The organism is Pseudomonas viridiflava (assembly GCF_003702045.1).
Lineage (GTDB): Bacteria > Pseudomonadota > Gammaproteobacteria > Pseudomonadales > Pseudomonadaceae > Aquipseudomonas > Aquipseudomonas viridiflava_C.
This window is the reverse complement of sequence record NZ_RBTP01000065.1, coordinates 142,916-167,636: the sequence shown is the minus strand read 5'-3', so window position 1 is coordinate 167,636 and position 24,721 is coordinate 142,916. Positions and strand designations below refer to the sequence as shown.

The 24,721-nt window shown below is 58.2% G+C and carries 22 protein-coding genes; 10 read left to right on the top strand and 12 right to left on the bottom strand.

What is annotated here, in order from left to right; all coding sequences use genetic code 11:
• The first annotated feature begins 7 nt into the window (after positions 1–7).
• The 4 genes from ALP40_RS19415 (at position 8) to ALP40_RS19400 (ending at position 6,673) form a co-directional block, all read left to right on the top strand.
• Complete coding sequence (locus ALP40_RS19415; RefSeq protein ID WP_122209810.1) at positions 8–3,199, top strand: efflux RND transporter permease subunit; 3,192 nt, start codon at positions 8–10, stop codon at positions 3,197–3,199.
• Positions 3,199–4,596 (top strand): efflux transporter outer membrane subunit, encoded by a 1,398-nt coding sequence (locus ALP40_RS19410; RefSeq protein WP_122209809.1) that lies wholly within the window; start codon positions 3,199–3,201, stop codon positions 4,594–4,596. Before ALP40_RS19415 ends, ALP40_RS19410 begins: the two co-directional genes overlap by 1 nt.
• Positions 4,597–4,731: 135 nt before the next feature.
• Complete coding sequence (locus ALP40_RS19405) at positions 4,732–5,832, top strand: lipopolysaccharide assembly protein LapB (RefSeq protein WP_181116038.1); 1,101 nt, start codon at positions 4,732–4,734, stop codon at positions 5,830–5,832.
• Positions 5,833–6,310: 478 nt separating this feature from the next.
• Complete coding sequence (locus ALP40_RS19400) at positions 6,311–6,673, top strand: histone-like nucleoid-structuring protein, MvaT/MvaU family (protein ID WP_122209865.1); 363 nt, start codon at positions 6,311–6,313, stop codon at positions 6,671–6,673.
• Between the two features lie 483 nt (positions 6,674–7,156).
• Here ALP40_RS19400 and ALP40_RS19395 read toward each other — a convergent pair whose 3' ends face one another.
• Positions 7,157–7,708: a DUF4946 domain-containing protein gene (locus tag ALP40_RS19395; protein WP_122209864.1), complete on the bottom strand. Its 552-nt coding sequence runs from the start codon at positions 7,706–7,708 to the stop codon at positions 7,157–7,159.
• Positions 7,709–7,861: 153 nt separating this feature from the next.
• Between ALP40_RS19395 and gloA the strand changes: the two genes are divergently transcribed.
• Positions 7,862–8,383, top strand: coding sequence for a lactoylglutathione lyase (gloA, locus tag ALP40_RS19390; protein WP_122209807.1), 522 nt, complete (start codon positions 7,862–7,864; stop codon positions 8,381–8,383).
• An 88-nt stretch (positions 8,384–8,471) separates the two neighbouring features.
• Here the strand turns inward: gloA and ahpF are convergent, their stop codons facing one another.
• From ahpF to ALP40_RS19375, 3 genes are all read right to left on the bottom strand, one after another.
• Entirely contained in the window at positions 8,472–10,034 is a 1,563-nt protein-coding gene (gene ahpF, locus ALP40_RS19385; RefSeq protein WP_122209806.1) for an alkyl hydroperoxide reductase subunit F, read from the bottom strand.
• 133 nt (positions 10,035–10,167) lie between these two features.
• Positions 10,168–10,731, bottom strand: coding sequence for an alkyl hydroperoxide reductase subunit C (ahpC, locus tag ALP40_RS19380; RefSeq protein ID WP_024687933.1), 564 nt, complete (start codon positions 10,729–10,731; stop codon positions 10,168–10,170).
• Between the two features lie 101 nt (positions 10,732–10,832).
• Positions 10,833–11,792, bottom strand: a complete 960-nt coding sequence (locus ALP40_RS19375; protein WP_122209805.1) for a site-specific integrase — start codon at positions 11,790–11,792, stop codon at positions 10,833–10,835.
• Positions 11,793–11,969: 177 nt separating this feature from the next.
• On the opposite strand from ALP40_RS19375, the gene ALP40_RS19370 reads away from it, so the two are divergent.
• Complete coding sequence (locus tag ALP40_RS19370; protein WP_122209804.1) at positions 11,970–13,001, top strand: DNA-binding protein; 1,032 nt, start codon at positions 11,970–11,972, stop codon at positions 12,999–13,001.
• Here ALP40_RS19370 and ALP40_RS19365 read toward each other — a convergent pair.
• From ALP40_RS19365 to galU, 3 genes are all read right to left on the bottom strand, one after another.
• The gene (locus ALP40_RS19365; RefSeq protein ID WP_409077532.1) at positions 12,994–14,295 is read right to left on the bottom strand and encodes an ATP-binding protein; all 1,302 of its coding nucleotides are present in this window, start codon (positions 14,293–14,295) and stop codon (positions 12,994–12,996) included. The two genes, ALP40_RS19370 and ALP40_RS19365, sit on opposite strands and share 8 nt — an antisense overlap.
• A 67-nt stretch (positions 14,296–14,362) precedes the next feature.
• Positions 14,363–15,721: a glutathione-disulfide reductase gene (gorA, locus tag ALP40_RS19360; RefSeq protein ID WP_122209802.1), complete on the bottom strand. Its 1,359-nt coding sequence runs from the start codon at positions 15,719–15,721 to the stop codon at positions 14,363–14,365.
• Between the two features lie 103 nt (positions 15,722–15,824).
• Positions 15,825–16,664, bottom strand: coding sequence for a UTP--glucose-1-phosphate uridylyltransferase GalU (galU, locus tag ALP40_RS19355; protein ID WP_122209801.1), 840 nt, complete (start codon positions 16,662–16,664; stop codon positions 15,825–15,827).
• A 465-nt stretch (positions 16,665–17,129) separates the two neighbouring features.
• Between galU and ALP40_RS19350 the strand changes: the two genes are divergently transcribed.
• Positions 17,130–17,411, top strand: coding sequence for a hypothetical protein (locus ALP40_RS19350; protein ID WP_122209800.1), 282 nt, complete (start codon positions 17,130–17,132; stop codon positions 17,409–17,411).
• 43 nt (positions 17,412–17,454) lie between these two features.
• Here the strand turns inward: ALP40_RS19350 and ALP40_RS19345 are convergent, their stop codons facing one another.
• Positions 17,455–17,808, bottom strand: coding sequence for a hypothetical protein (locus tag ALP40_RS19345; RefSeq protein WP_122209799.1), 354 nt, complete (start codon positions 17,806–17,808; stop codon positions 17,455–17,457).
• A gap of 167 nt (positions 17,809–17,975) precedes the next feature.
• Between ALP40_RS19345 and ALP40_RS19340 the strand changes: the two genes are divergently transcribed.
• Genes ALP40_RS19340 through alkB form a run of 3 tightly spaced genes read left to right on the top strand, consistent with a single transcriptional unit; the run spans position 17,976 to position 19,187 of the window.
• The gene (locus ALP40_RS19340) at positions 17,976–18,281 is read left to right on the top strand and encodes a DUF1883 domain-containing protein (RefSeq protein ID WP_122209798.1); all 306 of its coding nucleotides are present in this window, start codon (positions 17,976–17,978) and stop codon (positions 18,279–18,281) included.
• 22 nt (positions 18,282–18,303) lie between these two features.
• Positions 18,304–18,483, top strand: a complete 180-nt coding sequence (locus ALP40_RS19335) for a hypothetical protein (RefSeq protein ID WP_122209797.1) — start codon at positions 18,304–18,306, stop codon at positions 18,481–18,483.
• A 26-nt stretch (positions 18,484–18,509) separates the two neighbouring features.
• Complete coding sequence (gene alkB / locus ALP40_RS19330; protein WP_122209796.1) at positions 18,510–19,187, top strand: DNA oxidative demethylase AlkB; 678 nt, start codon at positions 18,510–18,512, stop codon at positions 19,185–19,187.
• A 32-nt stretch (positions 19,188–19,219) separates the two neighbouring features.
• Here the strand turns inward: alkB and ALP40_RS19325 are convergent, their stop codons facing one another.
• From ALP40_RS19325 to gnd, 4 genes are all read right to left on the bottom strand, one after another.
• Positions 19,220–21,040, bottom strand: coding sequence for a glycoside hydrolase family 15 protein (locus ALP40_RS19325; protein ID WP_122209795.1), 1,821 nt, complete (start codon positions 21,038–21,040; stop codon positions 19,220–19,222).
• 104 nt (positions 21,041–21,144) lie between these two features.
• Positions 21,145–21,978 (bottom strand): HAD family hydrolase, encoded by an 834-nt coding sequence (locus ALP40_RS19320; protein WP_122209794.1) that lies wholly within the window; start codon positions 21,976–21,978, stop codon positions 21,145–21,147.
• A complete protein-coding gene (zwf, locus tag ALP40_RS19315; RefSeq protein WP_122209793.1) occupies positions 21,971–23,503 on the bottom strand; it encodes a glucose-6-phosphate dehydrogenase in 1,533 nt (510 codons plus the stop codon). Before zwf ends, ALP40_RS19320 begins: the two co-directional genes overlap by 8 nt.
• Positions 23,503–24,531: a phosphogluconate dehydrogenase (NAD(+)-dependent, decarboxylating) gene (gene gnd, locus ALP40_RS19310; protein ID WP_258198142.1), complete on the bottom strand. Its 1,029-nt coding sequence runs from the start codon at positions 24,529–24,531 to the stop codon at positions 23,503–23,505. Before gnd ends, zwf begins: the two co-directional genes overlap by 1 nt.
• Positions 24,532–24,721: the final 190 nt, after the last annotated feature.

Below are 24,721 nucleotides of genomic sequence, written 5' to 3'. Positions count from 1 at the left end.
TCGTTCGATGAACTTCTCAAAATTCTTTATCTCGCGGCCGATCTTCGCCGCCGTGCTCTCGCTGCTGATCCTGATCGCGGGCGCGATCTCACTGTTCCAGCTGCCGATCAGCGAATACCCGGAAGTCGTGCCGCCTACAGTTGTGGTGCGTGCCAACTTCCCCGGTGCCAACCCCAAGGTCATCGGTGAAACGGTGGCCTCGCCACTGGAACAGGCCATCACCGGCGTCGAGAACATGCTGTATATGTCGTCGCAGGCCACGGCTGACGGCAAGCTGACCCTGACCATCACCTTCGCGCTGGGCACCGACCTGGACAACGCACAGGTGCAGGTGCAGAACCGCGTGACCCGGACCGAGCCCAAGCTGCCTGAAGAGGTGACGCGGATCGGTATCACCGTCGACAAGGCCTCGCCCGACCTGACGATGGTCGTGCACTTGACTTCGCCGGATCAACGCTACGACATGCTGTACCTGTCCAACTACGCGGTGCTCAACATCAAGGATGAGCTGGCGCGGCTGGGCGGTGTAGGCGATGTGCAGTTGTTCGGCATGGGCGACTACTCGCTACGGGTCTGGCTCGATCCGAACAAGACCGCTTCACGCAACCTGACCGCGACCGATGTGGTCAACGCAATCCGTGAACAGAACCGTCAGGTCGCCGCAGGCCAACTGGGCGCGCCCCCCTCCCCCAATGCCACCAGCTTCCAGATGTCGATCAACACTCAAGGCCGTCTGGTCACTGAGGAAGAATTCGAAAACGTGGTGATCCGTGCCGGTGCCGACGGTGAAATCACACGCCTGAAAGACGTCGCCCGCATCGAATTGGGCTCCAATCAGTACGCTCTGCGCTCGCTGCTCAACAACCAGCCCGCCGTGGCCCTGCCGATCTTCCAGCGTCCGGGCTCCAATGCCATCGACATTTCCAACGATGTGCGGGCCAAGATGGCTGAGCTGAAAAAGGGCTTCCCCGAAGGGATGGACTACAGCATCGTCTATGACCCGACCATCTTCGTGCGCGGTTCCATTGAGGCGGTGATTCACACCTTGTTCGAAGCACTGATTCTGGTGGTGCTGGTGGTGATCCTGTTCCTGCAGACCTGGCGCGCCTCGATCATCCCGCTGGTTGCGGTGCCGGTCTCGCTGATCGGTACGTTCGCCGTGATGCACCTGTTCGGCTTCTCGCTGAACGCGCTGTCGCTGTTCGGGCTGGTGCTGGCGATCGGGATCGTGGTGGATGACGCCATCGTGGTGGTGGAGAACGTCGAACGTAACATCGAACTGGGATTGCAGCCGGTCGAAGCCACCCACAAGGCAATGGCCGAAGTGACAGGGCCGATCATTGCCACGGCGCTGGTGCTTTGTGCGGTGTTCGTACCCGCAGCATTCATTTCCGGGCTCACGGGACAGTTCTATAAACAGTTCGCGCTGACCATTGCCATCTCGACCGTGATCTCGGCCTTCAACTCGCTGACCCTGTCGCCTGCACTGGCCGCCGTCCTGCTCAAAGGCCACGACGCACCCAAAGACCGTTTCTCCCGCTTCCTCGACAGGATGTTGGGCGGCTGGCTGTTCCGTCCGTTCAACCGCTTCTTCGAGAAAGCCAGTCATGGCTATGTGGGTACGGTTGCACGCGTCATTCGCAGCAGTGGCATTGCCCTGCTGGTGTATGCAGGCCTGATGGTATTAACCTGGATGGGCTTCTCCAGCACACCGACCGGTTTTGTGCCGAGCCAGGACAAGCAATACCTGGTGGCGTTTGCCCAGTTGCCGGATGCGGCGAGCCTGGACCGCACCGAAGACGTCATCAAACGCATGTCCGACCTGGCCCTGAAACAGCCGGGCGTTGAAAACGCGATTGCCTTCCCCGGCCTGTCGATCAACGGTTTCACCAACAGCCCGAACAACGGCGTGGTCTTCGTTGCGCTCAAGCCTTTCGATGAGCGCACCGACCCAAGCCAGTCGGCCAATGCCATCGCCGGAGCATTGAACGGCCAGTTCGCGTCGATTCAGGAAGCCTACATGGCGATCTTCCCGCCGCCTCCGGTACAGGGGCTGGGCACCATCGGCGGCTTCCGTCTGCAGATCGAAGACCGTGGCAATCTGGGCTATGACGAGTTGTACAAGGAAACCCAGAACGTCATCGCCAAGAGCCGCAGCGTGCCTGAACTGGCCGGCCTGTTCACCAGCTACACGGTGAACGTACCGCAGGTCGATGCCTCCATCGACCGGGAAAAGGCCAAGACCCACGGCGTGGCCATCAGCGACATCTTCGACACCCTGCAGGTGTATCTGGGTTCGCTGTACGCCAACGATTTCAACCGTTTCGGTCGTACCTATCAGGTCAACGTTCAGGCTGAACAACAGTTCCGTCAGGATGCCGACCAGATCGGTCAGCTCAAGGTCCGTAACAACCTGGGCGAAATGATCCCGCTGGCGACCTTCGTCAAGGTCACCGACACCGCAGGTCCGGATCGCGTGATGCACTACAACGGCTTCATCACGGCCGAGATCAACGGCGCCGCCGCACCCGGCTACAGCTCGGGTCAGGCACAGGCAGCGGTCGAGAAACTGCTGAAGCAAGAGCTGCCCAACGGGATGGTCTACGAATGGACCGAACTGACCTACCAGCAGATTCTGTCGGGCAACACCGCGCTGTTCGTCTTCCCGCTCTGTGTGTTGCTGGCGTTCCTGGTATTGGCCGCCCAATACGAAAGCTGGAGTCTGCCGCTGGCGGTGATCCTGATCGTACCGATGACGCTGCTGTCGGCGATTGCCGGGGTGATCATTGCCGGTAGCGACAACAACATCTTCACTCAGATCGGCCTGATCGTACTGGTGGGCCTGGCGTGCAAGAACGCGATCCTGATCGTCGAGTTCGCCAAGGACAAACAGCAAGAAGGCATGAGCCCGCTGGATGCGGTACTAGAAGCCTGCCGCCTGCGTCTGCGCCCGATCCTGATGACGTCGTTTGCCTTCATCATGGGTGTCGTGCCCTTGGTGTTGTCCAGCGGCGCCGGTGCCGAGATGCGTCACGCAATGGGTGTGGCCGTGTTCTCCGGGATGCTCGGCGTCACCTTCTTCGGACTGCTGCTGACCCCCGTGTTCTACGTGCTGATCCGTAACTTCGTCGAGCGCCAGGAGGCCCGCAAGGCCGCACGGGCGCAGAAACTGCAAACACTGCCTGCGGAGACGCATTGATGAGCGCGCTTAAACTCTTCGCCCCCAGCCTGCTGGTCCTGGCACTCGCGGCCTGCGCCGTCGGCCCGGACTACAAGGCGCCTGACACGGCACCTGCGACACTCGCCGCTGCCGCTCAGGGCAACTACGACCGCACCCAGGCTGATGCGCTGTGGTGGACACAGTTTGACGATCCGACTCTCGACAAACTGGTCACTCAGTCACTCAACGGCAACCGCGACCTGCGCGTCGCGTTTGCCCGCCTGAAAGCGGCGCGGGCCATTCGTGATGACGTGGCCAACGACGCCATGCCCGTGGTGACCAGTCGCGCCAGCAGCGATCTGGGCAAAGGCCAGCAGCCTGGCGTGACCGACAGACGCGTCAACACTGAGCGTTATGATCTGGGTCTGGACATGGCCTGGGAGCTGGACCTGTTCGGACGTATCCAGCGCCAGCTGGAAGCCAGCGACGCCGACGAAGCCGCTGCACAGGCCAATCTCTACCAGTTGCAAGTTACCTTGATTGCCGAGGTGGTCGATGCCTACGGGCAACTGCGTGGCGCACAGCTGCGCGAAGCCATTGCGCGTGACAACCTTAAGAACCAGCAGAGTTCGCAGGGTGTCACCACACAATTGCGCGATGCCGGTGTCGGCAATGAACTGGATGTGATGCGTGCCGATGCGCGGGTCGCGGCGGTCGAGGCGACTGTGCCGCAATTGCAGGCTGAACAGAATCGTCAACGCAACCGCATCGCGACGCTGCTGGGAGAGCGGCCGGAAACGCTGAGCGTGGATCTGAGCCCGACCAAATTGCCCGCCATCGCCAAGGCGTTGCGGATTGGCGATCCGACACAGGTTCTGCGCAATCGCCCCGATGTACTGGCTGCGGAGCGTCAACTCGCCGCCTCCACCGCCCGTATCGGGGTGGCGACTGCGGATCTGTTTCCACGGGTCAGCTTGAGCGGTTTCCTGGGTTTTACCGCAGGCCGTGGTTCACAGATCGGTTCGTCAGCGGCAAAAGCCTGGTCACTGGGGCCGAGCATCACGTGGGCGGCCTTCGATCTGGGCAGCGTTCGCGCTCAAATCCGTAGCGCGAATGCCGATGCCGAGGGCGCACTGGCCACCTATGAACAGCAAGTCCTGCTCGCGCTCGAGGAGTCGGAGAATGCGTTCAGCGATTACGACAAGCGTCAGCAACGATTGCTGTCGTTGATCAGGCAGAGCGAATCCAGCCGTGCGGCGGCACGTCTGGCCTCGGTTCAGTACCGTGAGGGAACCGCCGATTTCCTCGTCTTGCTGGACGCCGAGCGTGAGCGTCTGGCGGCAGAAGACGCTCAGGCACAGGGAGAAATTGAGCTGTATCGCGGCATCGTGGCTATTTACAAGGCATTGGGCGGTGGCTGGCAGCCAAACGCCTGACACGCCAATCACGCTGCCGATGTGCCCCGCCCCTTCAGGACGCGGGGCATTTTTTTGCCCGTTCGTTTACCCTCGCGGTTTGACACAGGCCAGCGACTCCACGAAGCTGCAAGCCGTCAAACAATGGATATCGGTATGTCCAAACAGCCCCCAAAGGACTCGTCACCTCAATCAGTCAATCGTCGTCGCTGGATGATCGCCGGGGTGGCCGTGCTCGCGGCATTGTTTCTGACGGTATTGTTCTGGGGATGGCGCGGCGCGCCTACGCAAACCACGCCAGTCAACCTGACTCACACTTACGTGCAGGCCCTCAATCAGGCCCATGAGGGCAAGCCCGGCGCGGCGCGTGTGCTGTATCAACAGCTGGCGCGCGCGGACCTGTCGGACGCCCATCGCATTGCCCTGCTGGCCGAGTTGAGTAATTACCCTAGTCCCCAGGCGCTGAAGCTGCTCGACGCCTGCCTCAACGATGAATCGGTCGCCGTGCGTCAGGCCGCCATCGCAACCAGTGTCAAGCTGGTCCCCGCCAGTCAGCGCAGTTTGTTGCTCGGACCGATGCTGGACGACAAGGATCAATCCGTCAGATTCACGGCCACCCGCGCGCTGCTGGGCCTGTCACCTGACGACGTGGGGTTGTATTTCGCCGTGCTGCAACAGAGTGCAGAAGCCTTTCAGGAGTCGCTCAAAAGTCAGCCCGCGACCGTTGACAACCAGTTGCAGCTCGCCAAGCTGTATTTGCAGACCGGTGATCTGGAGCCCGCGCTGGCGGCCTTGCAACGTGCCACCATGCTGGACCCGGAAAATATCGAGGCGGCGCTGGCCCATATCGAGCTGCTGGACAAAAAAGGTCAGGCCGAACAGGCGCGCAGTCTTTTCGCCGGACTTCTGGAACGCCATCCGGACGCGCCGTTGCTGCAGCACGCACTGGGCATATGGCTAGTGAATCATGGGCAAGGCGAGTTCGCCTTGCTTAGCCTGGCCAAGGCGTTGGAGCTGGAGCCGCAAAACACTGCTTACCGCTATGACCTTGCCGTGGCATTGCATGATCTGGATCAACTGGAAGCTGCGCAAAAACAACTGGTGCAGATTGTTCAGAACGACCCGGCCAACCGCCAGGCACGCGTTTTACTGATCCAGTACTGGAAGGAAAACGGCCAGTTGCAGAACGTACAGATTCTGTTGGCCGAGCTTGAACAACAAAACCCTGACGACCCCGCTTTGCAGCAAGGCCTGTAACCGGCGCGACGAAAACCGCAGAAGCCCCCCCGGGGCGTTGCTCCAAGCCTCAGGAGCACCGCTTCCAGAGACGTGCCGGATTTTGCATTATCGATCACATCCGCCTGTCGGACCCTTCGCTTTTTCGTGTCCGCCAATGATTCATCAGCCACTTTCAGGCCAGCTGAATTATAGGAAATAACTTACACAACGCTGCACCGAATAACACACTCCCCGCCCACGACAAACAACTGCCGCATGCAGTTGCTTTAACCAATTTCAACAAGACTATTTTCTAACTGAGAAAAAAGGTGCATTATTTGCCGGCCGTTGAGTTGTAACTACCCTCTATCTGCGGACCGGCCAGTCAGGAAGGCTTAGTTTTTACAATTGAAAACGCGGGTCGTGGGCAGAAACCGTACGAGCGGATCGGCCAAACAGTTTTGTCTTATCGCTTTATTGGGCTGGCAACAGCCATGACATTGTCGGAGTGTGTTATTTGTCCAGACTTGCCGAGTTTCGAGCAGCAGAAAAAGCCCTTCAGGAACAGCTGGCTCAGCTGGAATCCATGAAGAATGATGCGGGCCTGAAGAAGGAGATTGAATTCGAGCAAAAGCTCCAGGAGCTGATGGGTAGCTACGGCAAAGGCCTGCGCGACATCATCGCTATCCTCGATCCCGGCAGCTCTACGTCCGCGGTTGCACCGGCTGGCCCCAAACGCCGCCGTGCACGCGTCGTAAAGGTTTATCAGAACCCGCACACCGGTGAACTGATTGAAACCAAGGGCGGCAATCACCGGGGTCTCAAAGCCTGGAAAGAGCAATACGGTGTCGACACTGTTGATTCCTGGCTTCGTGCCTGATCACAACTACGCACTTGAAGCCCTGCACTTGCAGGGCTTTTTATTGCCGTCCAGACAGCGTCTGTTTATTGTCATGGTCGCACATCAATGTTAACGCCAGGCTGTTCAGTTTTGTCGCATCATTGCAGTCGGCTATTCATGAGTCGGCACGGTCAAACCAAGCGACGCGACGATAAGCTGTCACAATGCTCATACTGTAAAAATAATGACGCCAATATTTCTGCAATGGCTCATACGATTCAGCACGCAGTTTGGATCACACGGAATTGAGTGTTTGTTCAGCAAACTGTCAGCCTTGAAGAATCAGAATAGTTAATTAACGCATGGCCTTTTCAGCGCGTAGGAACCCTTCGCGCGCTTGACGACGAGCATGAAAGAGGTTCACACATTTTTCACATGCACTCTTCCATAGTGAAGGCCGCTAAAGGAATAGCGCCCCATGCCCGCTTCGGCGGGCTTCTTTTTGCCTGCGAAAAAGCAGCCTCACGGCTCTTCGTCCAAACGCAGGCTTTCCCGAATACTCAGCGCCTCCTCCTTGTTCGCCGCGTAGCCCTGCGCCGATCCTGCGTACGACAGCGACCACGCCTTCTGCTTGTCTGCTGCCGCCACGAGCGTCTGAGTGAGCACGTGAACGCCGTTCTGAGTGACGGTGCAGGTGGTTTCAAGCGCAGGCACCTGACTGAGCTGCCCGCTCTTCACATGGGTGCAAACGCTTTGAAAACCGCTTCGGGCAAAATTGACCTGAACCGCTTTGCGCATCTCCAGCAACACGCCTTGCACATTGACCTCATGCCCCGGCGTCAAGCGGGTCTGGGTCAGCTCCATTACCATCAGTGGATTGCCCGACTGATCGTTTTTGACAGCGCGCTGTCTGACCTGCACGGAAGGTTGAGAAGAGGTGTCCGCCGCTGTCGGCACAGACTCCACTTCCCAGCCTGCGGGCCAGATGATCATGACGTCGGCGGCATGCGCTTCTGTAAGGCATCCCAGCAGGCACAAGCTCAAGAGCGAAAGTCGGCATTGCGAGAAAATCATGGTGGTCATGGCCATCAAAACGGTCGGCCGGAAAGTCTGAGCCTGTCGGCCGCTACCCGCAAGGGCCACGGTCTTTTATACGGGCCGGCGTTTCGCACAGGCCACCCTGCTCCGTATCATCTGGCACCCTTAATACCTATGTTGGAGACACACATGAGCCTGCAAGACCTCAATTCCATTCCTGGCGTGACTGCCGAACCCGAAACCGCGACCCGGCAGTTCGTGTTCAACCACACCATGCTGCGCGTCAAAGACATCACTGCATCGCTGGATTTCTACACACGCGTGCTGGGCTTCAGCCTGGTCGAGAAGCGCGACTTCCCGGAAGCCGAGTTCAGCCTGTACTTTCTGGCACTGACCGACAAAAAGCTGATCCCGACCGACGATGCCGCTCGTAACGAGTGGATGAAGTCGATTCCGGGCATTCTGGAGCTGACCCACAACCACGGCACCGAGAACGACCCGTCGGCCGTCTATCACGACGGCAACAGCGACCCGCGCGGCTTCGGTCACATCTGCGTGTCGGTGCCTGACGTCGTCGCGGCCTGCGAGCGTTTTGAAAGCCTGGGCGTGAAGTTCCAGAAGCGTCTCTCGGATGGCCGCATGAACAGCCTGGCATTCATCAAGGACCCGGATGGCTACTGGGTAGAGATCATCCAGCCAACGCCGCTCTAAGCGTTAAATCCACGGCAAACGAAAAAGCCCCATGATCGCTCATGGGGCTTTTTGTTTACGGCTCAGTACTGCATTCAGCGAACGAACATCAGGCTGGCGCAGAGGTACGGATCAGGTGATCGAAGGCGCTCAACGAAGCCTTGGCCCCCTCGCCCAGGGCAATGATGATCTGTTTGTAAGGCGCAACCGTTACGTCACCGGCGGCAAAGATACCCGGCACCGATGTTTCACCGCGCGCATCGACCACGATCTCACCACGCGGCGACAGCTCGATGGAGCCCTTGAGCCATTCGCTGTTAGGCAGCAGACCGATCTGCACGAAGATACCTTCCAGCGGCACGGTGATCTCTTCGCCAGTCACACGGTTTTTGTAACGCAGGCCGTTAACCTTTTGCTCGTCACCGGTCACTTCAGTGGTCTGGGCACTGGTGATGACGGTCACGTTAGGCAGGCTGTGCAGCTTGCGCTGCAATACCGCATCGGCGCGCAGCTGAACGTCGAACTCCAGCAGGGTCACGTGAGACACGATGCCTGCCAGGTCGATTGCCGCTTCGACACCCGAGTTACCACCGCCGATCACTGCAACGCGCTTGCCTTTGAACAGAGGACCGTCGCAGTGCGGGCAGTAAGCCACACCCTTGTTACGGTATTGCTGCTCGCCTGGAACGTTCATCTCCCTCCAGCGTGCGCCGGTCGCCAGAATCAAGGTCTTGGCTTTCAGGCTAGCGCCGCTGGCGAAACGCACTTCATGCAACTCACCGTGCGCACCAGGGATCAGTTTGTCCGCACGCTGCAGGTTCATGATGTCGACTTCGTACTGCTTGACATGCTCTTCGAGCGCTACGGCCAGTTTCGGGCCTTCGGTGTGCTGTACCGAGATGAAGTTCTCGATGGCCATCGTATCGAGCACTTGACCGCCGAATCGCTCGGCGGCGACGCCGGTACGGATGCCTTTACGGGCAGCATACACAGCAGCTGCCGAACCTGCAGGGCCACCGCCGACGACCAGCACGTCAAACGCCTGTTTGGCATTGAGCTTCTCGGCCTGACGTGCGCCGGCACCGGTGTCGATCTTGGCCAGAATTTCTTCCAGTCCCATACGACCCTGGCCGAACAGCTCACCGTTCAGGTAAATGCTTGGCACCGACATAATCTTGCGATCGGTGACTTCGTCCTGGAACAGCGCGCCGTCGATTGCAACATGCTTGATGTTCGGGTTCAGCACGGCCATCAGGTTCAACGCCTGAACGACGTCCGGGCAGTTCTGGCAGGACTGCGAGAAATAGGTTTCGAACTTGAATTCGCCTTGAAGATTGCGAACCTGTTCGATGGTTTCCGCACTGACCTTGGGTGGATAGCCGCCGACTTGCAGCAGCGCCAGGACCAGCGAGGTGAATTCGTGCCCCATAGGGATACCGGCAAAACGCAGGCTGATCGCGTGGCCAGGGCTGTTGAGCGAGAACGATGGCGTGCGCGCATCGGTGCCGCTGTCATTCAAGGTGACGTCTTTGGAAACACTGATCACGTCATTGAGCAGAGCGAGCATTTCCTGAGACTTCGCGCCGTCATCAAGGGACGCGACGATCTCGATGGGGCGAGTGACCCGCTCCAGGTAAGATTTCAACTGGGCTTTAAGATTGGCGTCCAACATGTGGCGGCTTCCTTCGACAAATATTTTCAGAGAGTAGAAATAACAACGCCCAGGCGATTACCGCCCGGGCGTTTTTTGGGGCGATGCGGTTTACGTGCTCAAGAGCTCAGCGCCCCTAGCCGATTCATACGACTCAGATCTTGCCGACCAGGTCCAGCGACGGAGCCAGAGTGGCCTCGCCTTCTTTCCACTTGGCTGGGCAAACTTCACCTGGGTGAGCAGCGACGTACTGAGCAGCCTTGATTTTGCGCAGCAGCTCAGAAGCGTCACGACCAACGCCGCCGTCGTTCAGCTCAACGATTTTGATCTGACCTTCCGGGTTGATCACGAACGTACCGCGGTCAGCCAGACCGGCTTCTTCGATCAGCACGTCGAAGTTGCGCGAGATGGTCAAGGTCGGGTCGCCGATCATGGTGTACTGGATCTTGCCGATTGCAGGCGAAGTGTTGTGCCATGCAGCGTGGGCGAAGTGGGTGTCGGTCGAAACGCTGTAGATTTCAACGCCCAGCTTCTGGAACTCAGCGTAGTTGTCAGCCAGGTCTTCCAGCTCGGTCGGGCACACGAAGGTGAAGTCAGCCGGGTAGAAGAATACGACAGACCACTTGCCTTTGAAGTCGGCGTCCGAAACGTCAACGAAAGAGCCGTTCTTGTAAGCGGTTGCCTTGAACGGTTTTACTTGGCTGTTGATGATAGGCATCGGTATATCTCCTGATGGGTTGTTGATTCGATGGAGTGAAGCTTACGCATGATCGATGACAATGGCTCATTGGCAAACCTGATGTCACTGATTGCTTTTCACTATGAGGGCAGCTTATCAATAGAAGAAACCTTCAGACCGATCTGGCCTTCGCTGGCACTCAGAAACGGTGAAGCTTCAATGTAACGCATCGCAGACTTCATGTCCCTCCAGCCCACATAGGCCATTAGCGACTTGATGTCCCACCCATTCTGATGCGCCCAACTGGCAAAGCCACGGCGCAGCGAATGGCTGGTATAGCCTTCAGCGGCAATGCCCGCGCGAGCCAGCGCCTGGCGTAATAAAGGAATGATGCTGTTGGCGTGCAGACCCTCCTCACCCAGATTACCCCAGCGATCCACCGCCCGAAACACCGGTCCACGCACCAGCGCGGCGCAATTGATCCAGTCGATATAAGCCTCTACCGGGCACAGCCGTTGTAGCGCGGGTGTCTGATAGGTCCTGCCGGCATTGTCTCGATCGCCCTTGCTGCGTGGCAGATAAAGCGTGATACCGGCACCGGCCATCGCCTTGACATCCTGAATCTTCAGCCGGCACAGCTCGTCACTGCGAAACCCCCGCCAGAAGCCCAGCAAAATCAGCGCCCGGTCACGTCGGCAGCGCAGCACGCCGGATTGATCGTGACGGGCCTGCGCCTGCTGCGATTCAGTTTCGAGCCATGCGACGACCCGCTCAAGGTCGTTCAATTGCAGGGGCTGCGCCTGCTTTTCCTGAGCGGGATGCAGGGCGCGGATGCCTTTGAGCACCTTACGCACGACTGGCGAGCGCGTCGGGTCGACAAATCCCTGACTGGAATGCCATTGAGCGAGCGCCGACAGCCGCGATTTCAACGTATTGACTGACAGCTCTCCTGCATACCGCGCCAGATACCGCGCCACGCTCTCGCTGGTCGCAGGCAGAAACCCGCCCCACGTCACCTCGAAGTGCTCAATGGCAGATCGATAGCTGCGCCGCGTGTTGTAGCGGGTCGCGGCTTCCAGATAGCGATCGACATCGTTCATGGGCAATAACCTGCTGTTGTGTACTGATCGAGCGCCAATTTAAGTGCTCAGAACGCCTGACACGGGATAATACGCCAATATCCCGTACCATAAAATTCAAATAATGACAACTTTACCCGATCTATATAGTATGTATTTACAGGGTACATACCACAGTACGAAATCGTAGGAGAATTTATGGCACGGGGCGGCGTAAACAGGGCGTTGGTGCTCAAGGCAAGGACCGCCCTGCTGGCGCGAGGCGAGAACCCCAGCATCGATGCAGTACGCATCGAAATGGGCAATACCGGGTCGAAGACCACCATCCATCGCTACCTCAAGGAACTTGAAACCACGCACTCGCCTGCGCCAGCTATCAACGAAGAACTGACGCATCTGGTGGCCCATCTTGCCCAACGACTGGAAGAGCAAGCTCAGGAACGCATTGATCAGCTGAGTGCCGACCACGTTTCGACCTGCCAAGCGATGCAACGGGAGCTGTCGGCCGCACAGCAGCAGATACAGGGCCTGAACGAACGGATCAGCGACCAGAACATGATGCTTGAACGCCAGGCCACTGCCCTGCTCGACCTTCAGGAAACACTGCAAAGCGCACACCGCGAAAACACCCGACTCATCCAGGCCAATTCAGATCAGGAGACGCGCCTGCTGGACAAGAACGAGCAAATTCGGTCGCTCGAAGAAAAACACCAGCACGCTCGCGACGCACTGGAACATTATCGACAGTCGGTCAAGGAGCAGCGCGAGCACGAATTGCAGCGCCACGAAGGCCAGGTCCAGCAGTTGCAGATGGACCTGCGGCACGCCCAGCAAAGCCTGAGCATTCGTCAGGAAGACATCACCCAGTTGAACCGTGACAACGAACGACTGCTCGCTGAAAACCGCAGCACTCAGCGCGACCTGAATTTGCAAAAGGACCTGACAGAAAAGACCAGCAGCCAACTTATGTCATCGACCCTGGATCATCAGCGCATTCAGACCCAATGCGCCTTGCTGGAAGAAAAGATACGCGGACTTGAGGCCGACACCGTCGACCTCAAGCAGAATCTTAAGGACACGCAGCAGCAAAACCGGATGCTGGAATTAATGCTGATCAAAAAGGAAGCGGCGCTGGAGGCATTGACGTCGTCTGGCGAACCCGATGTCAAAACCCGCTCACCCAGAAAAAAACCGAACACCGCCACGAAACCGACTGACTCCGTCAAGTAACGGGATTAACCTGGCACGGCAGATACAGATCAACCCGGGTGCCCAGCCCTAGAGCACTCTCGATCTGTACGTGCCCACCCGTCTGCTTGATGAAACCGTAAACCATCGACAACCCCAGCCCCGTTCCCTGCCCGACAGGCTTGGTGGTGAAAAACGGATCGAACACCTGATCGATCACATTCTTATCAATGCCGCAGCCATCATCTTCGACACCGAGCACCACATACTCACCCGGCGTCAATGCACCCTGACGCACCGTGACACTTGCCGCCCGCGTGATCACCGTTAACCTACCGCCCTCAGGCATGGCATCCCGGGCGTTGATGACCAGATTCAACAACGCGTTTTCCAACTGGTGCTCGTCCGTCCACACCGCTTGCAGATTGTCTTCCAGATCGAAACCAAGATGCGTCTGATTCGACACGGTCCCCTGTAGCAGCGCTTCCATTGAGGCAATCATGCGATTGATATCGACCACGCACGTGTCGATGGGCTGGCGACGTGCAAACGTGAGCAGTCGCTGAGTCAGCGCACCCGCTCGATTGGCCGATGCGATGGCGGCACCGACATAGCGCTCGACATCATCCAGACGCCCCGCCATCGCCCTGCGCTGAATCAGATCCAGCGCCCCGAGCACGCCTGTAAGCATGTTGTTGAAGTCATGCGCGATGCCGCCCGTCAACTGGCCGATCGCATCCATCTTCTGCGCATGGCGCAGGACTTCTTCAGCCTGGGCACGCTCGTTGATCTGGATCTGCAAAAGTTCGTTAGTCCGAGCCAGCTGCCGAGTGCGCTCGGCAACTCGCAGCTCAAGGTTTTCATTCAGCTCGCGCAACGCCTCTTCAGCCCTGACTTGGGCCGTGATGTCGGTATGAGTGCCCAGCCAGTGGGTGATGTGGCCGTGCTCATCACGCATCGGCAGGGCGCGAGACAAAAACCAGTTGAAGACGCCCTCTTTGGAGCGCAACGCAAAGGTATCTTCCCAGATGGAACCGGTTGCAAAGCAATGCTGCAGGCGAGTCACCACCCGCTCCCGATGCTCAGGATTGAGCACCGAACGCCAGCCCAGCGCCTGCATGGCTTCAAGGGAAGTGCCGGTGTAGAGATACCAGCGCTCGTTGTACCACTGGATATGACCACGCGGATCAGCCGTCCAGGCCAACTGGCTCATGTTATCGGCCAACAACCTGAATTGCCGCTCGCTTTCGCGGAGCACATCGATCTGTTGAGTGGGATTGTGCGGATGACGAGGCGAATGCAAGGGCATCGTGCCCGTCGGTTTATGCCTGTTCACTGCCAGGGTCCTTCCTCTTGATTGTCTGTCAGCCCGAGATTCATCCTGAGTCTCGGGCGTTTATTACCTAACGTTTGACTGGCGTACGCATCGTTACAAACTCTTCGGCAGCCGTCGGATGCACGCCAATGGTGTCGTCGAACACCTGCTTGGTGGCCCCGGCCTTGATCGCGATCGCCAGGCTTTGCACGATCTCGCCCGCATCAGGCCCCACCATGTGGCAGCCCAGCACGCGATCGGTCTTGGCATCCACCACCAATTTCATCAGGGTGCGTTCCTGATCATCGGTCAGGGTCAGCTTCATCGGCCTGAAACGACTTTCAAAAATCTGCACCTGATGCCCCGCCTCCACAGCTGCTTCTTCGGTCAGGCCCACGGTGCCTATGTTGGGCAGGCTGAAGACGGCCGTCGGTATATGGTTATAGTCCACCGGGCGGTACTGTTCCGGCTTGAACAGGCGTCGAGCCAACGCCATGCCCTCGGCCAGCGCCACCGGCGTCAGCTGTACACCGCCGATGACATCGCCAATGGCCAGGATGGAAGGCTCGCTGCTTTGGTAGTCCTGATCGACTTCAATGTAGCCGTGATCGTCGAGTTTGACATTGACGCTGTCCAGCCCGAGGTTGTCGAGCATCGGACGACGGCCAGTGGCATAGAACACGCAATCGGTTTCCAGCGTGCCGCCGCCTTTCATACTCAGTTTCAGCGTGCCGTCAGCCTGCTTCTCGATGCGCTCGATGTCACTGTTGAAACGGATATCCATGTGACGCTTGAGCAACTCTTCGTGCAGGTGTGTGCGCACACTGCCGTCAAAGCCGCGCAGGAACATATCGCCACGGTAAACCAGCGTCGTGTCCGAGCCGAGTCCGTTGAAAATGGACGCAAACTCTACGGCGATATAGCCCCCGCCAACCACGACGATGCGCTTGGGCAACTCCTTGAGAAAAAAAGCCTCGTTGGAGGTAATCGCATGCTCGCGCCCAGGCACGTCAGGCACTTGAGGCCAGCCACCGGTCGCGATAAGAATGCGTTCGGCCGTATAGGTCTGGCCGTTGATTTCAACGTTGTTGGCACCTGCCAGCCTGGCATGGCCTTCCAGCAGCGTGACGCCGCTGTCGACCAGCAACTTGCGATAGATGCCGTTGAGGCGATTGATTTCGCGATCCTTGTTGGCGATCAGCGTCGGCCAGTCGAAACTCGCCTTGCCCAGCGCCCAGCCAAAGCCCTTGGCATGCTCGAAATCTTCAGAGAAATGCGAGCTGTACACCATCAGCTTCTTGGGCACGCACCCAACGTTGACGCAGGTGCCGCCCAGATAGCGGCTCTCGGCAACGGCCACCCTGGCGCCGAAACCCGCAGCAAAACGCGCCGCCCTGACGCCCCCTGAACCCGCGCCAATTACAAACAGATCGAAATCGTAAGCCATCATTGTCTCCTTAGCAGGGGCACAGCATAACCGCTTGGCGGTCAGTCAGACATGACAAAGCCACCCGAAGGTGGCTCTGACTTGAAACGCAGACAGCAATCTATCAGTAAGCCTTGCCAGTCTTGTAAAAGTGCTCGAAGCAGAAGTTGGTCGCTTCGATGTAGCCTTCGGCACCACCGCAGTCGAAACGCTGACCTTTGAACTTGTACGCCAGGACATTGCCTTCGGCAGCCTGCTTCATCAGCGCGTCAGTGATCTGGATTTCACCGCCCTTGCCTGGCTCGGTCTGCTCGATCTTCTCGAAGATATCCGGAGTCAGAATGTAACGGCCGATGATCGCCATGTTGGATGGCGCGTCTTCAGGCTTTGGCTTTTCAACCATGTCGGTGACACGGAACAGGCCTGGCTTGATCTCGTCGCCGGCAATCACGCCGTACTTGTTGGTTTCGTTAGGATCGACTTCCTGGATCGCGATGATCGAGCAGCCGTAGTGGTTATGCAGCTTGACCATCTGAGCCAGAACGCCGTCGCCATCGAGGTTGACGCAAAGATCGTCCGCCAGAACCACTGCGAACGCTTCGTTGCCAATCAGCGGACGACCGCTGAGGATCGCATGACCCAGGCCTTTCATTTCGGTCTGGCGAGTGTAAGAGAAGCTGCACTCGTCGATCAGTTTGCGGATGCCGACCAGGTACTTCTCCTTGTCGGTGCCCTTGATCTGGTGCTCAAGCTCGTAGCTGATGTCGAAGTGGTCTTCCAGCGCGCGCTTGCCGCGACCCGTTACGATTGAAATCTGGCTCAGACCAGCCGCAAGGGCTTCTTCTACACCGTATTGGATCAGTGGCTTGTTGACCACCGGCAGCATTTCCTTGGGCATGGCCTTTGTCGCTGGCAAAAAGCGAGTGCCGTAACCGGCTGCTGGGAACAAGCATTTCTTGATCATAAAAGTCCTTAATAAGGGCTGTTGGTGTTTACGGCGGAGTCTAATCAGGCGGCGGTCACCTTACAATGCCTCGCCACGGGCCGCAGGATGTGTTGGTAGAGACAATCAGGCGCGGATAGTTCCGCAAAATGCATATATTGCGACCACTGATTCAGCTGATAACGGCCTTCGCTTCAGGCATGATGCTTGCATTTCCGCCCCGCACGCCGTCATTTTTCAGTATCGCGTGACATTCCAAACTCGATAGGTACGGGCATCCGCCGGCAGTAGCGTAGTTCAGATAATCGCTTGGCGTCGCCCTGAACCACGCAGATACATGACAGGAGCGCGCCCCCCTTGCCCAAGGGCGACAAAAAAGCGGCACACAGTAGATATGATTAAAACATGGCGGAACGATGGCACCACCCGCCAGTCGAACAACGCATATACCCGCCTCTCGGCTCTTACTCTCTCGAAGCGAAAAACATGATCAGATTGTTGTCCATTATTGCTGTGCTGGGCCTCACCGGCTGCGCCACCGCCTCTAACACGTATCTTAAGAATGGCAAGCAAGGGCTGAGCATCGACTGCTCTGGCGAAGCCATGTCCTGGGCCAGTTGCTATGAAAAGGCCGACGCCTCGTGCGCTGGCACCGGGTATGAGATTGTCGGTACGGACGGCACACCGCGGCCCGAGGAAAGCGAAAAGACTTTAGGCGTGGACGTGGGCAACTACAAGAGCCGCAGCGTTCTGGTGGTTTGCAAGTAAGTCGCTGATACAGCCCGCTCCGCAATGGAGCGGGCTGACTCATTCAGCCTGAGATGCAGGCTTCGGCAGCGTGTTGAACGTCGCGAAAACGGATGGGCACATTGGCAAGACGCTCGTAGACCTTGATAGAACTGCCCCCCGAACGGTTTTCGACATCGACGATGGCAGTCGGTGACTTGCTCATTTTCTGAGCCACGATCAAGCGCAGTCCGTCATGACGAGGTTCCACGGTCGGCTGCGAGCGACTGCTGCCGATCTTGCCCATGAAACAGTCAGCGTATTCCTGCGGGGTCTTGCCCGATATCATGTTCATGGTCGCGGGCGTGTGCTCGATATCGCTTACCGTCGCACAGCCGGTCATTGCCAATGCCAGGATGACTACTGCTGCCAGTTTCATAGAATCCTCCAAATAAAGGTGGTACGACCAGCACCGGCCCGATTAAATCCCCGGCGAGCGATTATTTGCCTAAAAAGGCGCAATTAACGGCCCGCTGACGTCAATTGGCGTACGCCGCATGCTATCGTTTTGATTTTTCAGAAAAAGCCAATTCTCCGGAGTTTTACATGAAATTCGTACACCAGCGTGAGCACCTGAACGAGGACGACTTGGTCGTCATTCAGTGCTCACAGCTCTGCAACATTCGCCTGATGAACGACGCAAACTTTCGCAGTTTCAAGAACGGCGGCCGCCACACCTACCACGGCGGGGCTTTTGACACCTTCCCGGCCAAGATCGCCGCCCCCAGCACTGGCTTCTGGAATATCACCATCGACACCACTGGGCGCAAACCGGATGCCACGCCAGGGCGCAAGCCGGCCTTCACCCATTCCATCAAGATCGTACGTCGCTCGACCTCAAGCCTGCGCTGATACGCCGATACAAGGAGTCACCATGAACAGTCCTGCTCGTACCACCAAATTCGCCGTCAGCTACAAACTCAACGGCGAACGCCGCTTCGAATTCGCCCAACTGCACTCTGCATCCGTAGAAGAAGCCCGCGCTGCGCTGGAAAAAATGCACGGTCAAAGCGACGAACAGATCAGCGATGTCAAAGTCAGCAAAGCGTTATAAAACACTAGCAGGTGTTGGACTCGATCATGCAAAGCAAGGGCGATACTGGCGCTACCTTCGATCTGTTTGCCGATGACCCGCCTCAGCCCGCGACTCGGCAGCAGATAGGCCCGCAGTCCTGGCTGTTCCGAGGCCTCGCCCTGCCGGTTATCGAGCGATTGCTGCCCGCGCTGCGCGAAACAGTGTCGCAAGCGCCCTTCAGACAGATGGTCACCCCCGGTGGGCACACCATGTCAGCCGCTTTGAGCAGCTGCGGTGAGCTTGGCTGGATCACCGACCCTCATGGTTACCGCTACAGCCATACCGACCCGCAAACCGAAAAACCGTGGCCTCCAATGCCGACTGTCTTTCTGGAACTGGCACAGAACGCTGCACAAATGGCAGGCTTCGACGGATTCATGCCTGACGCCTGCCTGATCAATCGCTATGTTCCGGGCGCCAAAATGACGCTGCATCAGGACAAGGACGAGCAGGACCAACGCTGGCCGGTTGTTTCGGTGTCTCTGGGCATAGCGGCCATTTTCCAGTTCGGCGGCCTGCAACGCAGCGACAAGCCTGAGCGTGTCTCACTGTTTCATGGCGATGTCGTGGTCTGGGGAGGCGAGGACAGACTGCGCTTTCACGGGATCCTGCCCGTGAAGGCGGACCATCATCCTTTGCTCGGCGAACAGCGCATCAATCTGACCTTCAGAAAGGCGGGCTGATACGCTGCGCGGCTTGACCGAGCTCGACAGGATCAGACGCAGCCATCCAGTTCACCTGACATGCGCGCCCTCGCCGGGCACACCGCACGATGAAGATTCAGCGCAGTGTTGATGATCCCTATGTGGCTGAACGCCTGAGGAAAATTGCCCAACATGCGCCCCGCCTGAGGATCGTATTGCTCGGCCAGCAGGCCGACATCGTTGCAGAGATCGCAAAGCCGACCAAACAAGGCAGCCGCCTCGTCTGCGCGCCCCAGCAGTACGTAGGCATCGGCCAGCCAGAACGAACACACCAGGAACGTCCCCTCGGCCCCTGATACACCGTCCACACTGCGCTCGGCGTCGTAACGCAACAACAGACCATCCTTCATCAGCGTGCGCTCGATTTGCGCCACGGTGCCGATCACACGCGGGTCGTCGGCCGGCAGGAAACCGGTCAGGACGATCTGCAGCAGACTGGCATCCAATTCCTTCGCACCATACGTCTGCACGAAGCTGTTGAGTTGCGCATTGAAACCATTGCGACAAACGTCGGCATGAATCTCGTCAGCCACCTGACGATAATGTTTGCTCAACGCGCGGTCTTCGTCGTTTTCAGCCGCTTGGGCGATTTGCGTCGCGTTACGGTCGAACGCCACCCAGGCCATGACCTTGGAATGGGTGAAATGACGAGGCTCGGAACGAATTTCCCAAATACCGGCGTCCGGCAGGTGCCAGACCTTCTCCAGGAAGGGCATGACCACCTTGGAGATGGCGACGCTGCGGGGGTGACGAGGCATGCCGCCCTTGAGCGCCTGAATCATCGCGTCCGCCACTTCGCCATAGACGTCCAGCTGGACTTGCGTGGCCGCGCCATTGCCCACACGCACTGGCTGCGAGCCCTCATAACCGCTCAGCCACGGCAATTCGAACTCTGCCAGCCGACGCTCGCCCCCTACCCCGTACATGATTTGAATCTGCTCAGGATTGCCGGCAACCGAGCGCAGCAACCAGTCGCGCCAGGCGGTCGCTTCTTCGAAATAGCCCAGATTCATGAACGCCAACAGCGTCATCGTGGCATCCCGCAGCCAGCAGTAGCGGTAATCCCAGTTGCGCTCGCCCCCCAACTGCTCAGGCAATGAAGTCGTCACCGCAGCGACGATACCGCCCGTGGAGGCATAGGTCATGGCCTTGAGCGTGATCAGTGAGCGTTTGACTTGTTCCGTCCAGGGACCTACATCAGGACAGCGGTCCGAAAATTCACGCCAGTAGCGTTCGGTGGTTTCAAGCGCCTGCTCGGCATCAATGTCACCCTGCATGGTCGCATAGGAGGCCTGATACGCCAGGGTGAACACCTTGCGATCGCCCTCCCCGACGCTGAAATGGCTGGCCGTATGGTGATCCTCTGGAAGCAGCGGCACCGGGCTGCGCAGCACCAGCATCTCGGGACCGGCTACGGCGGTCAGGGTATGTGGATCTTTCTTCTCGACCCAAGGCACGGTACTGCCGTAGTCAAAACGAATGGCCAAATCCATGTCGAAGGCGACCTCGCCGGACAACCCCACCACCATCCGCACCACATGCCCTGATGTATGCATGGGCATGAACTCGACGAGCATTGCCCGCCCGGTGCGTGTTTCGAACAGCGTCTCAAGAATCAGCGTGCCGGTGCGATAACGCCTTTGCACGGAGACGACCTCGGCGTGCGGGGCAATTCTCCAGCGACCGTGATCACTGTCACCCAATAACGCCGAGAAGCAGGAGGGGGAGTCAAAACGCGGAAAGCAGAGCCAGTCCAGGGAACCGTCGCGCGAAACCAGTGCAGCCGTCTGGCAGTTGCCCAGCAGTGCGTAGTCTTCAATCAATGCGGTCATGGGTAATGCTCTGACTTACGAAGGATTGTCGCCATGAATACCCGCTCTGATGAACCAGACGCAAATGAAACACGTGATTGCGGCCTGCCTGGGCCGCACAGACACTAGCCAGGCAGCATGTAACGCCTGATGGCCGCAGCAACGCCGTCTTCGACATTGCTCCCCGTCACATGGTCCGCCTGGCTCAGCACGCTGGCCTCACCCTGCCCCATCGCAATCGACAGTCCGGCTTTGTGAAACATTGCCACATCGTTACCGCCATCACCGATGGCGGCCGTGTGGGCAAGGTCGACACCCAGATAATCAGCCAATGCGATCAGCGCTGAACCCTTGTTGGCGTCCAGCGCCGTGACGTCGAGGTAGTAGCGTTGCGAGCGCGCAGCCAGCGCCACCCCTTCAATGAGCGGGTTAAGGCGACTTTCCAGCGACTTAAGCAGTTCGAAATCCTGGCTCGCGGCGACGATCTTGTCGACCCGATCCAGATACGGCTCGAAACTGCTCACCTGAACCGGCTCATACCCCAAGGCGTGCCGCTCATGATCGACATAGTCGCCGGCAAGATCGAGCAGCAACCAGTCGTCGTCGGCAAACACCCAGACTGCGACCTTCTGCGTCGCGAACAGCTCCAGGCAGGTGCGTACGGCCTCAGGATCAATGCGATGCGCTACCAGCAGAGAGCCATCGGCATGGGTGATGGTTCCGCCGTTGAACGCCACTGTCGGCAACTCGATGTTCAAGGCCTCAATCACCTGACGCATCGCACGTGGAGGCCGACTGCTGGCCACGGTGAACTGGACGCCAGCCTGTTGCAGGTCATGGATGGCGTCGATATTGGCCTGGCTCAGGCTGTGATCGGGGCGAAGCAGCGTGCCATCGATGTCGGAAAGCAGGAAACGTACGGGCAGTTCAGATACGGGCAGATCCACTTGCTCAGACATTGAGGTCCCGCCATTCACGACCATCGCGGCTCAGCAATTCATCACTGGAAGAAGGGCCATCTTCGCCCGCTTCGTAGGGCGTCACTGCCGGGTTTTTAGCCCAGGCATCGATAAACGGCTGCACGGCGCGCCAGCCGTTTTCGATATTGTCGGCTCGCTGAAACAGCGTTTGATCACCAGTCAGGCAGTCGTAAATCAACGTTTCGTATCCCGTCGATGGCTGCATCTCGAAGAAATCCTTGTAGGCAAAGCCCAGCTCGATGTCTTCCATCTCCAGGGTCGGACCCGGACGTTTAGCGAACAGATCGAACCACATGCCTTCGTTCGGCTGAATCTGTATTCTCAGGTAATTGGGCTTGAGGCGGTCTACCTCTGTGTCGCGAAACTGTGCGTAAGGCGCAGGCTTGAAACAGATCGCGATCTCGGTACTGCGAGCACTCATGCGCTTGCCGGTGCGCAGGTAGAACGGCACACCCACCCAACGCCAGTTGTCCACCATGACCTTAAGCGCCACGTAGGTTTCCGTGGTGCTGTCCGGCGCGACACGATCCTCCTGGCGATAACCGGCTACCTTGCGCCCAACCATTTCGCCTTGTGCATACTGACCACGGACCGAGTTTGCCAGCGCCTCTTCTTCACTCCAGGGCCTGATCGCTCCGACTACCTTGGCTTTTTCGCCGCGCACCGCATCCGCACCAAAGGCGGCTGGCGGCTCCATCGCGACCATTGCCAGCAATTGGAAAAGGTGATTGGGCACCATGTCGCGCAATGCGCCGGTGTTCTCGTAGAAGCTGCCCCGGGTTTCAACACCAACCGTTTCTGCAGCGGTGATCTGCACGTGGTCAATGTAGTGGTTGTTCCAGAACGATTCGAACAGGCCATTCGAAAAACGGCTGACAAGAATATTCTGGACCGTTTCCTTGCCCAGATAATGATCGATGCGGTAGATCTGCCTTTCGCTCATCACCTTGAGCAGGCAGCCGTTCAACTCGACCGCGCTGGCCAAATCGGAACCGAACGGCTTTTCGATGACCACGCGGCGAAATCCGTCATCGGCTTCGTTCAACAAACCCGAGGACCCCAAGCGTTTCGCCACTTCACTGAAGAACCGAGGTGCCGTGGCAAGGTAGAACACTGCGTTGGCAGAGCCAGTGCTCTTGATCTTGCTTTCGATGTCCTGGTAGGTCGAGTCGTCGAGAAAGTCGCCTTGAACATAGCTGATTCGCTCAGCCAGTTTGCCCCAGAGCTCGGGATCCAGCGGATCCTTGCCCGACTCGGCGACTTTCGCGGCCGACTCTTCACGAATGAAGTTTTCAAGCTTCTTTGCGAAGTCGGCGTCGCTGATCGCATTGTGATCGACGCCAACGATGTGCAGCCCTTCATCCACCAGACCGTCACGCGCCAGATTATAGAGCGCCGGCATCAGCAGGCGTTTGACAAGATCCCCGTGTGCACCAAACAGAAACAGCGTAGTCGGTGGTGCAACGTCGGCTTTTTGCTCGGATGTGCCGCGTGACAGGCCCATTACTTGGGTTCCTTGTGACCACCGAAACCAAAGCGCATCGCGGACAGCATCTTGTCTGCGTAAGAGCTCGTCTGACGTGAGCGAAAGCGCGCAAACAGTGCGCTGGACAATACCGGAACCGGGACGGCCTGCTCGATGGCGGCCTCAATGGTCCAGCGCCCCTCGCCGCTGTCGGCAACGGAGCCCGAGAACGCATCCAGGTGCGGGTCCGTGGCCAGCGCATCGGCTGTCAGGTCCAGCAACCAGGAAGAGACGACGCTGCCACGGCGCCATACTTCCGCAATGTCGGCGGTGTTCAGGTCAAAGCGCTGTTCGGCTGGCAGGTGTTCGGAGTTTTTCTGTTTGAGCAGATCAAAGCCCTCTGCAAACGCCTGCATCATGCCGTACTCGATGCCGTTGTGGATCATCTTCACGAAGTGACCCGAACCTGCAGGGCCGGCATGGATGTAGCCATGTTCCGCGCGATCGTCGGTGGCATTGCGGTCCTTGGTACGCGGAATGTCTCCGATTCCCGGTGCCAGGGTGGCAAACAATGGATCAAGACGGTCCACAGTGGCCTTCTCGCCACCGATCATCATGCAGTAGCCACGCTCAAGGCCCCACACGCCGCCGGACGTACCGACATCTACGTAATGCAGCTGTTTTGCAGTGAGCTCTTGCGCACGACGAATGTCGTCCTTGTAGAAGGTGTTCCCGCCGTCGATGATCACATCATCGGGCTCAAGCAACTGGCTCAGGATCTGAATGGTGTCTTCGGTCGGCGCGCCAGCCGGCAGCATGACCCACACGGCTCGCGGGGCGTCCAGGGACTTGACCAGCTCCGCCAGATCCTGCACCGCAGTGGCGCCGTCATTGGCCAGGGCGCTGCGTGATGCCTCGTCACGGTCATACACAACGGTGGTATGACCATCGAGCATCAAACGCCGTGCGATATTGCCGCCCATGCGGCCCAGTCCAATAATCCCAAGTTGCATGAAGTTGCTCCTAAACTCGTAAAAAAGGGCCTCACCCGTCGTACAGCGCTTCAACTGTGAGTGAGCATGCTGGTTAGTCAAGCGAGGCAGAACGTCGGTTCCCCTGAGGGAGCATGACGATCGTTATGCCGTCCGGTGATGCACATTGTCGCGACCAAGAAACGTTCGCGACAACTAAAAATAAAAAAGTTTCAATTTAACTCAAAAGAAATCACAATCAGAGCCGATAGAGAGGTTAGCAGCG

Coding starts and splice junctions, on each gene's coding strand:
- ALP40_RS19325 (WP_122209795.1), bottom strand. CDS start 21,040: ATGACCGCATTGATTGAAGACTACGCACTGCTGGGCAACTGCCAGACG.
- ALP40_RS19340 (WP_122209798.1), top strand. CDS start 17,976: ATGAAATTCGTACACCAGCGTGAGCACCTGAACGAGGACGACTTGGTC.
- gloA (WP_122209807.1), top strand. CDS start 7,862: ATGAGCCTGCAAGACCTCAATTCCATTCCTGGCGTGACTGCCGAACCC.
- ALP40_RS19375 (WP_122209805.1), bottom strand. CDS start 11,792: ATGAACGATGTCGATCGCTATCTGGAAGCCGCGACCCGCTACAACACG.
- ALP40_RS19395 (WP_122209864.1), bottom strand. CDS start 7,708: ATGATTTTCTCGCAATGCCGACTTTCGCTCTTGAGCTTGTGCCTGCTG.
- ALP40_RS19350 (WP_122209800.1), top strand. CDS start 17,130: ATGATCAGATTGTTGTCCATTATTGCTGTGCTGGGCCTCACCGGCTGC.
- galU (WP_122209801.1), bottom strand. CDS start 16,664: ATGATCAAGAAATGCTTGTTCCCAGCAGCCGGTTACGGCACTCGCTTT.
- alkB (WP_122209796.1), top strand. CDS start 18,510: ATGCAAAGCAAGGGCGATACTGGCGCTACCTTCGATCTGTTTGCCGAT.
- ALP40_RS19345 (WP_122209799.1), bottom strand. CDS start 17,808: ATGAAACTGGCAGCAGTAGTCATCCTGGCATTGGCAATGACCGGCTGT.
- ALP40_RS19415 (WP_122209810.1), top strand. CDS start 8: ATGAACTTCTCAAAATTCTTTATCTCGCGGCCGATCTTCGCCGCCGTG.
- ALP40_RS19320 (WP_122209794.1), bottom strand. CDS start 21,978: ATGTCTGAGCAAGTGGATCTGCCCGTATCTGAACTGCCCGTACGTTTC.
- ALP40_RS19335 (WP_122209797.1), top strand. CDS start 18,304: ATGAACAGTCCTGCTCGTACCACCAAATTCGCCGTCAGCTACAAACTC.
- ALP40_RS19370 (WP_122209804.1), top strand. CDS start 11,970: ATGGCACGGGGCGGCGTAAACAGGGCGTTGGTGCTCAAGGCAAGGACC.
- gorA (WP_122209802.1), bottom strand. CDS start 15,721: ATGGCTTACGATTTCGATCTGTTTGTAATTGGCGCGGGTTCAGGGGGC.
- ALP40_RS19405 (WP_181116038.1), top strand. CDS start 4,732: ATGTCCAAACAGCCCCCAAAGGACTCGTCACCTCAATCAGTCAATCGT.
- zwf (WP_122209793.1), bottom strand. CDS start 23,503: ATGGGCCTGTCACGCGGCACATCCGAGCAAAAAGCCGACGTTGCACCA.
- ahpC (WP_024687933.1), bottom strand. CDS start 10,731: ATGCCTATCATCAACAGCCAAGTAAAACCGTTCAAGGCAACCGCTTAC.
- ahpF (WP_122209806.1), bottom strand. CDS start 10,034: ATGTTGGACGCCAATCTTAAAGCCCAGTTGAAATCTTACCTGGAGCGG.
- ALP40_RS19410 (WP_122209809.1), top strand. CDS start 3,199: ATGAGCGCGCTTAAACTCTTCGCCCCCAGCCTGCTGGTCCTGGCACTC.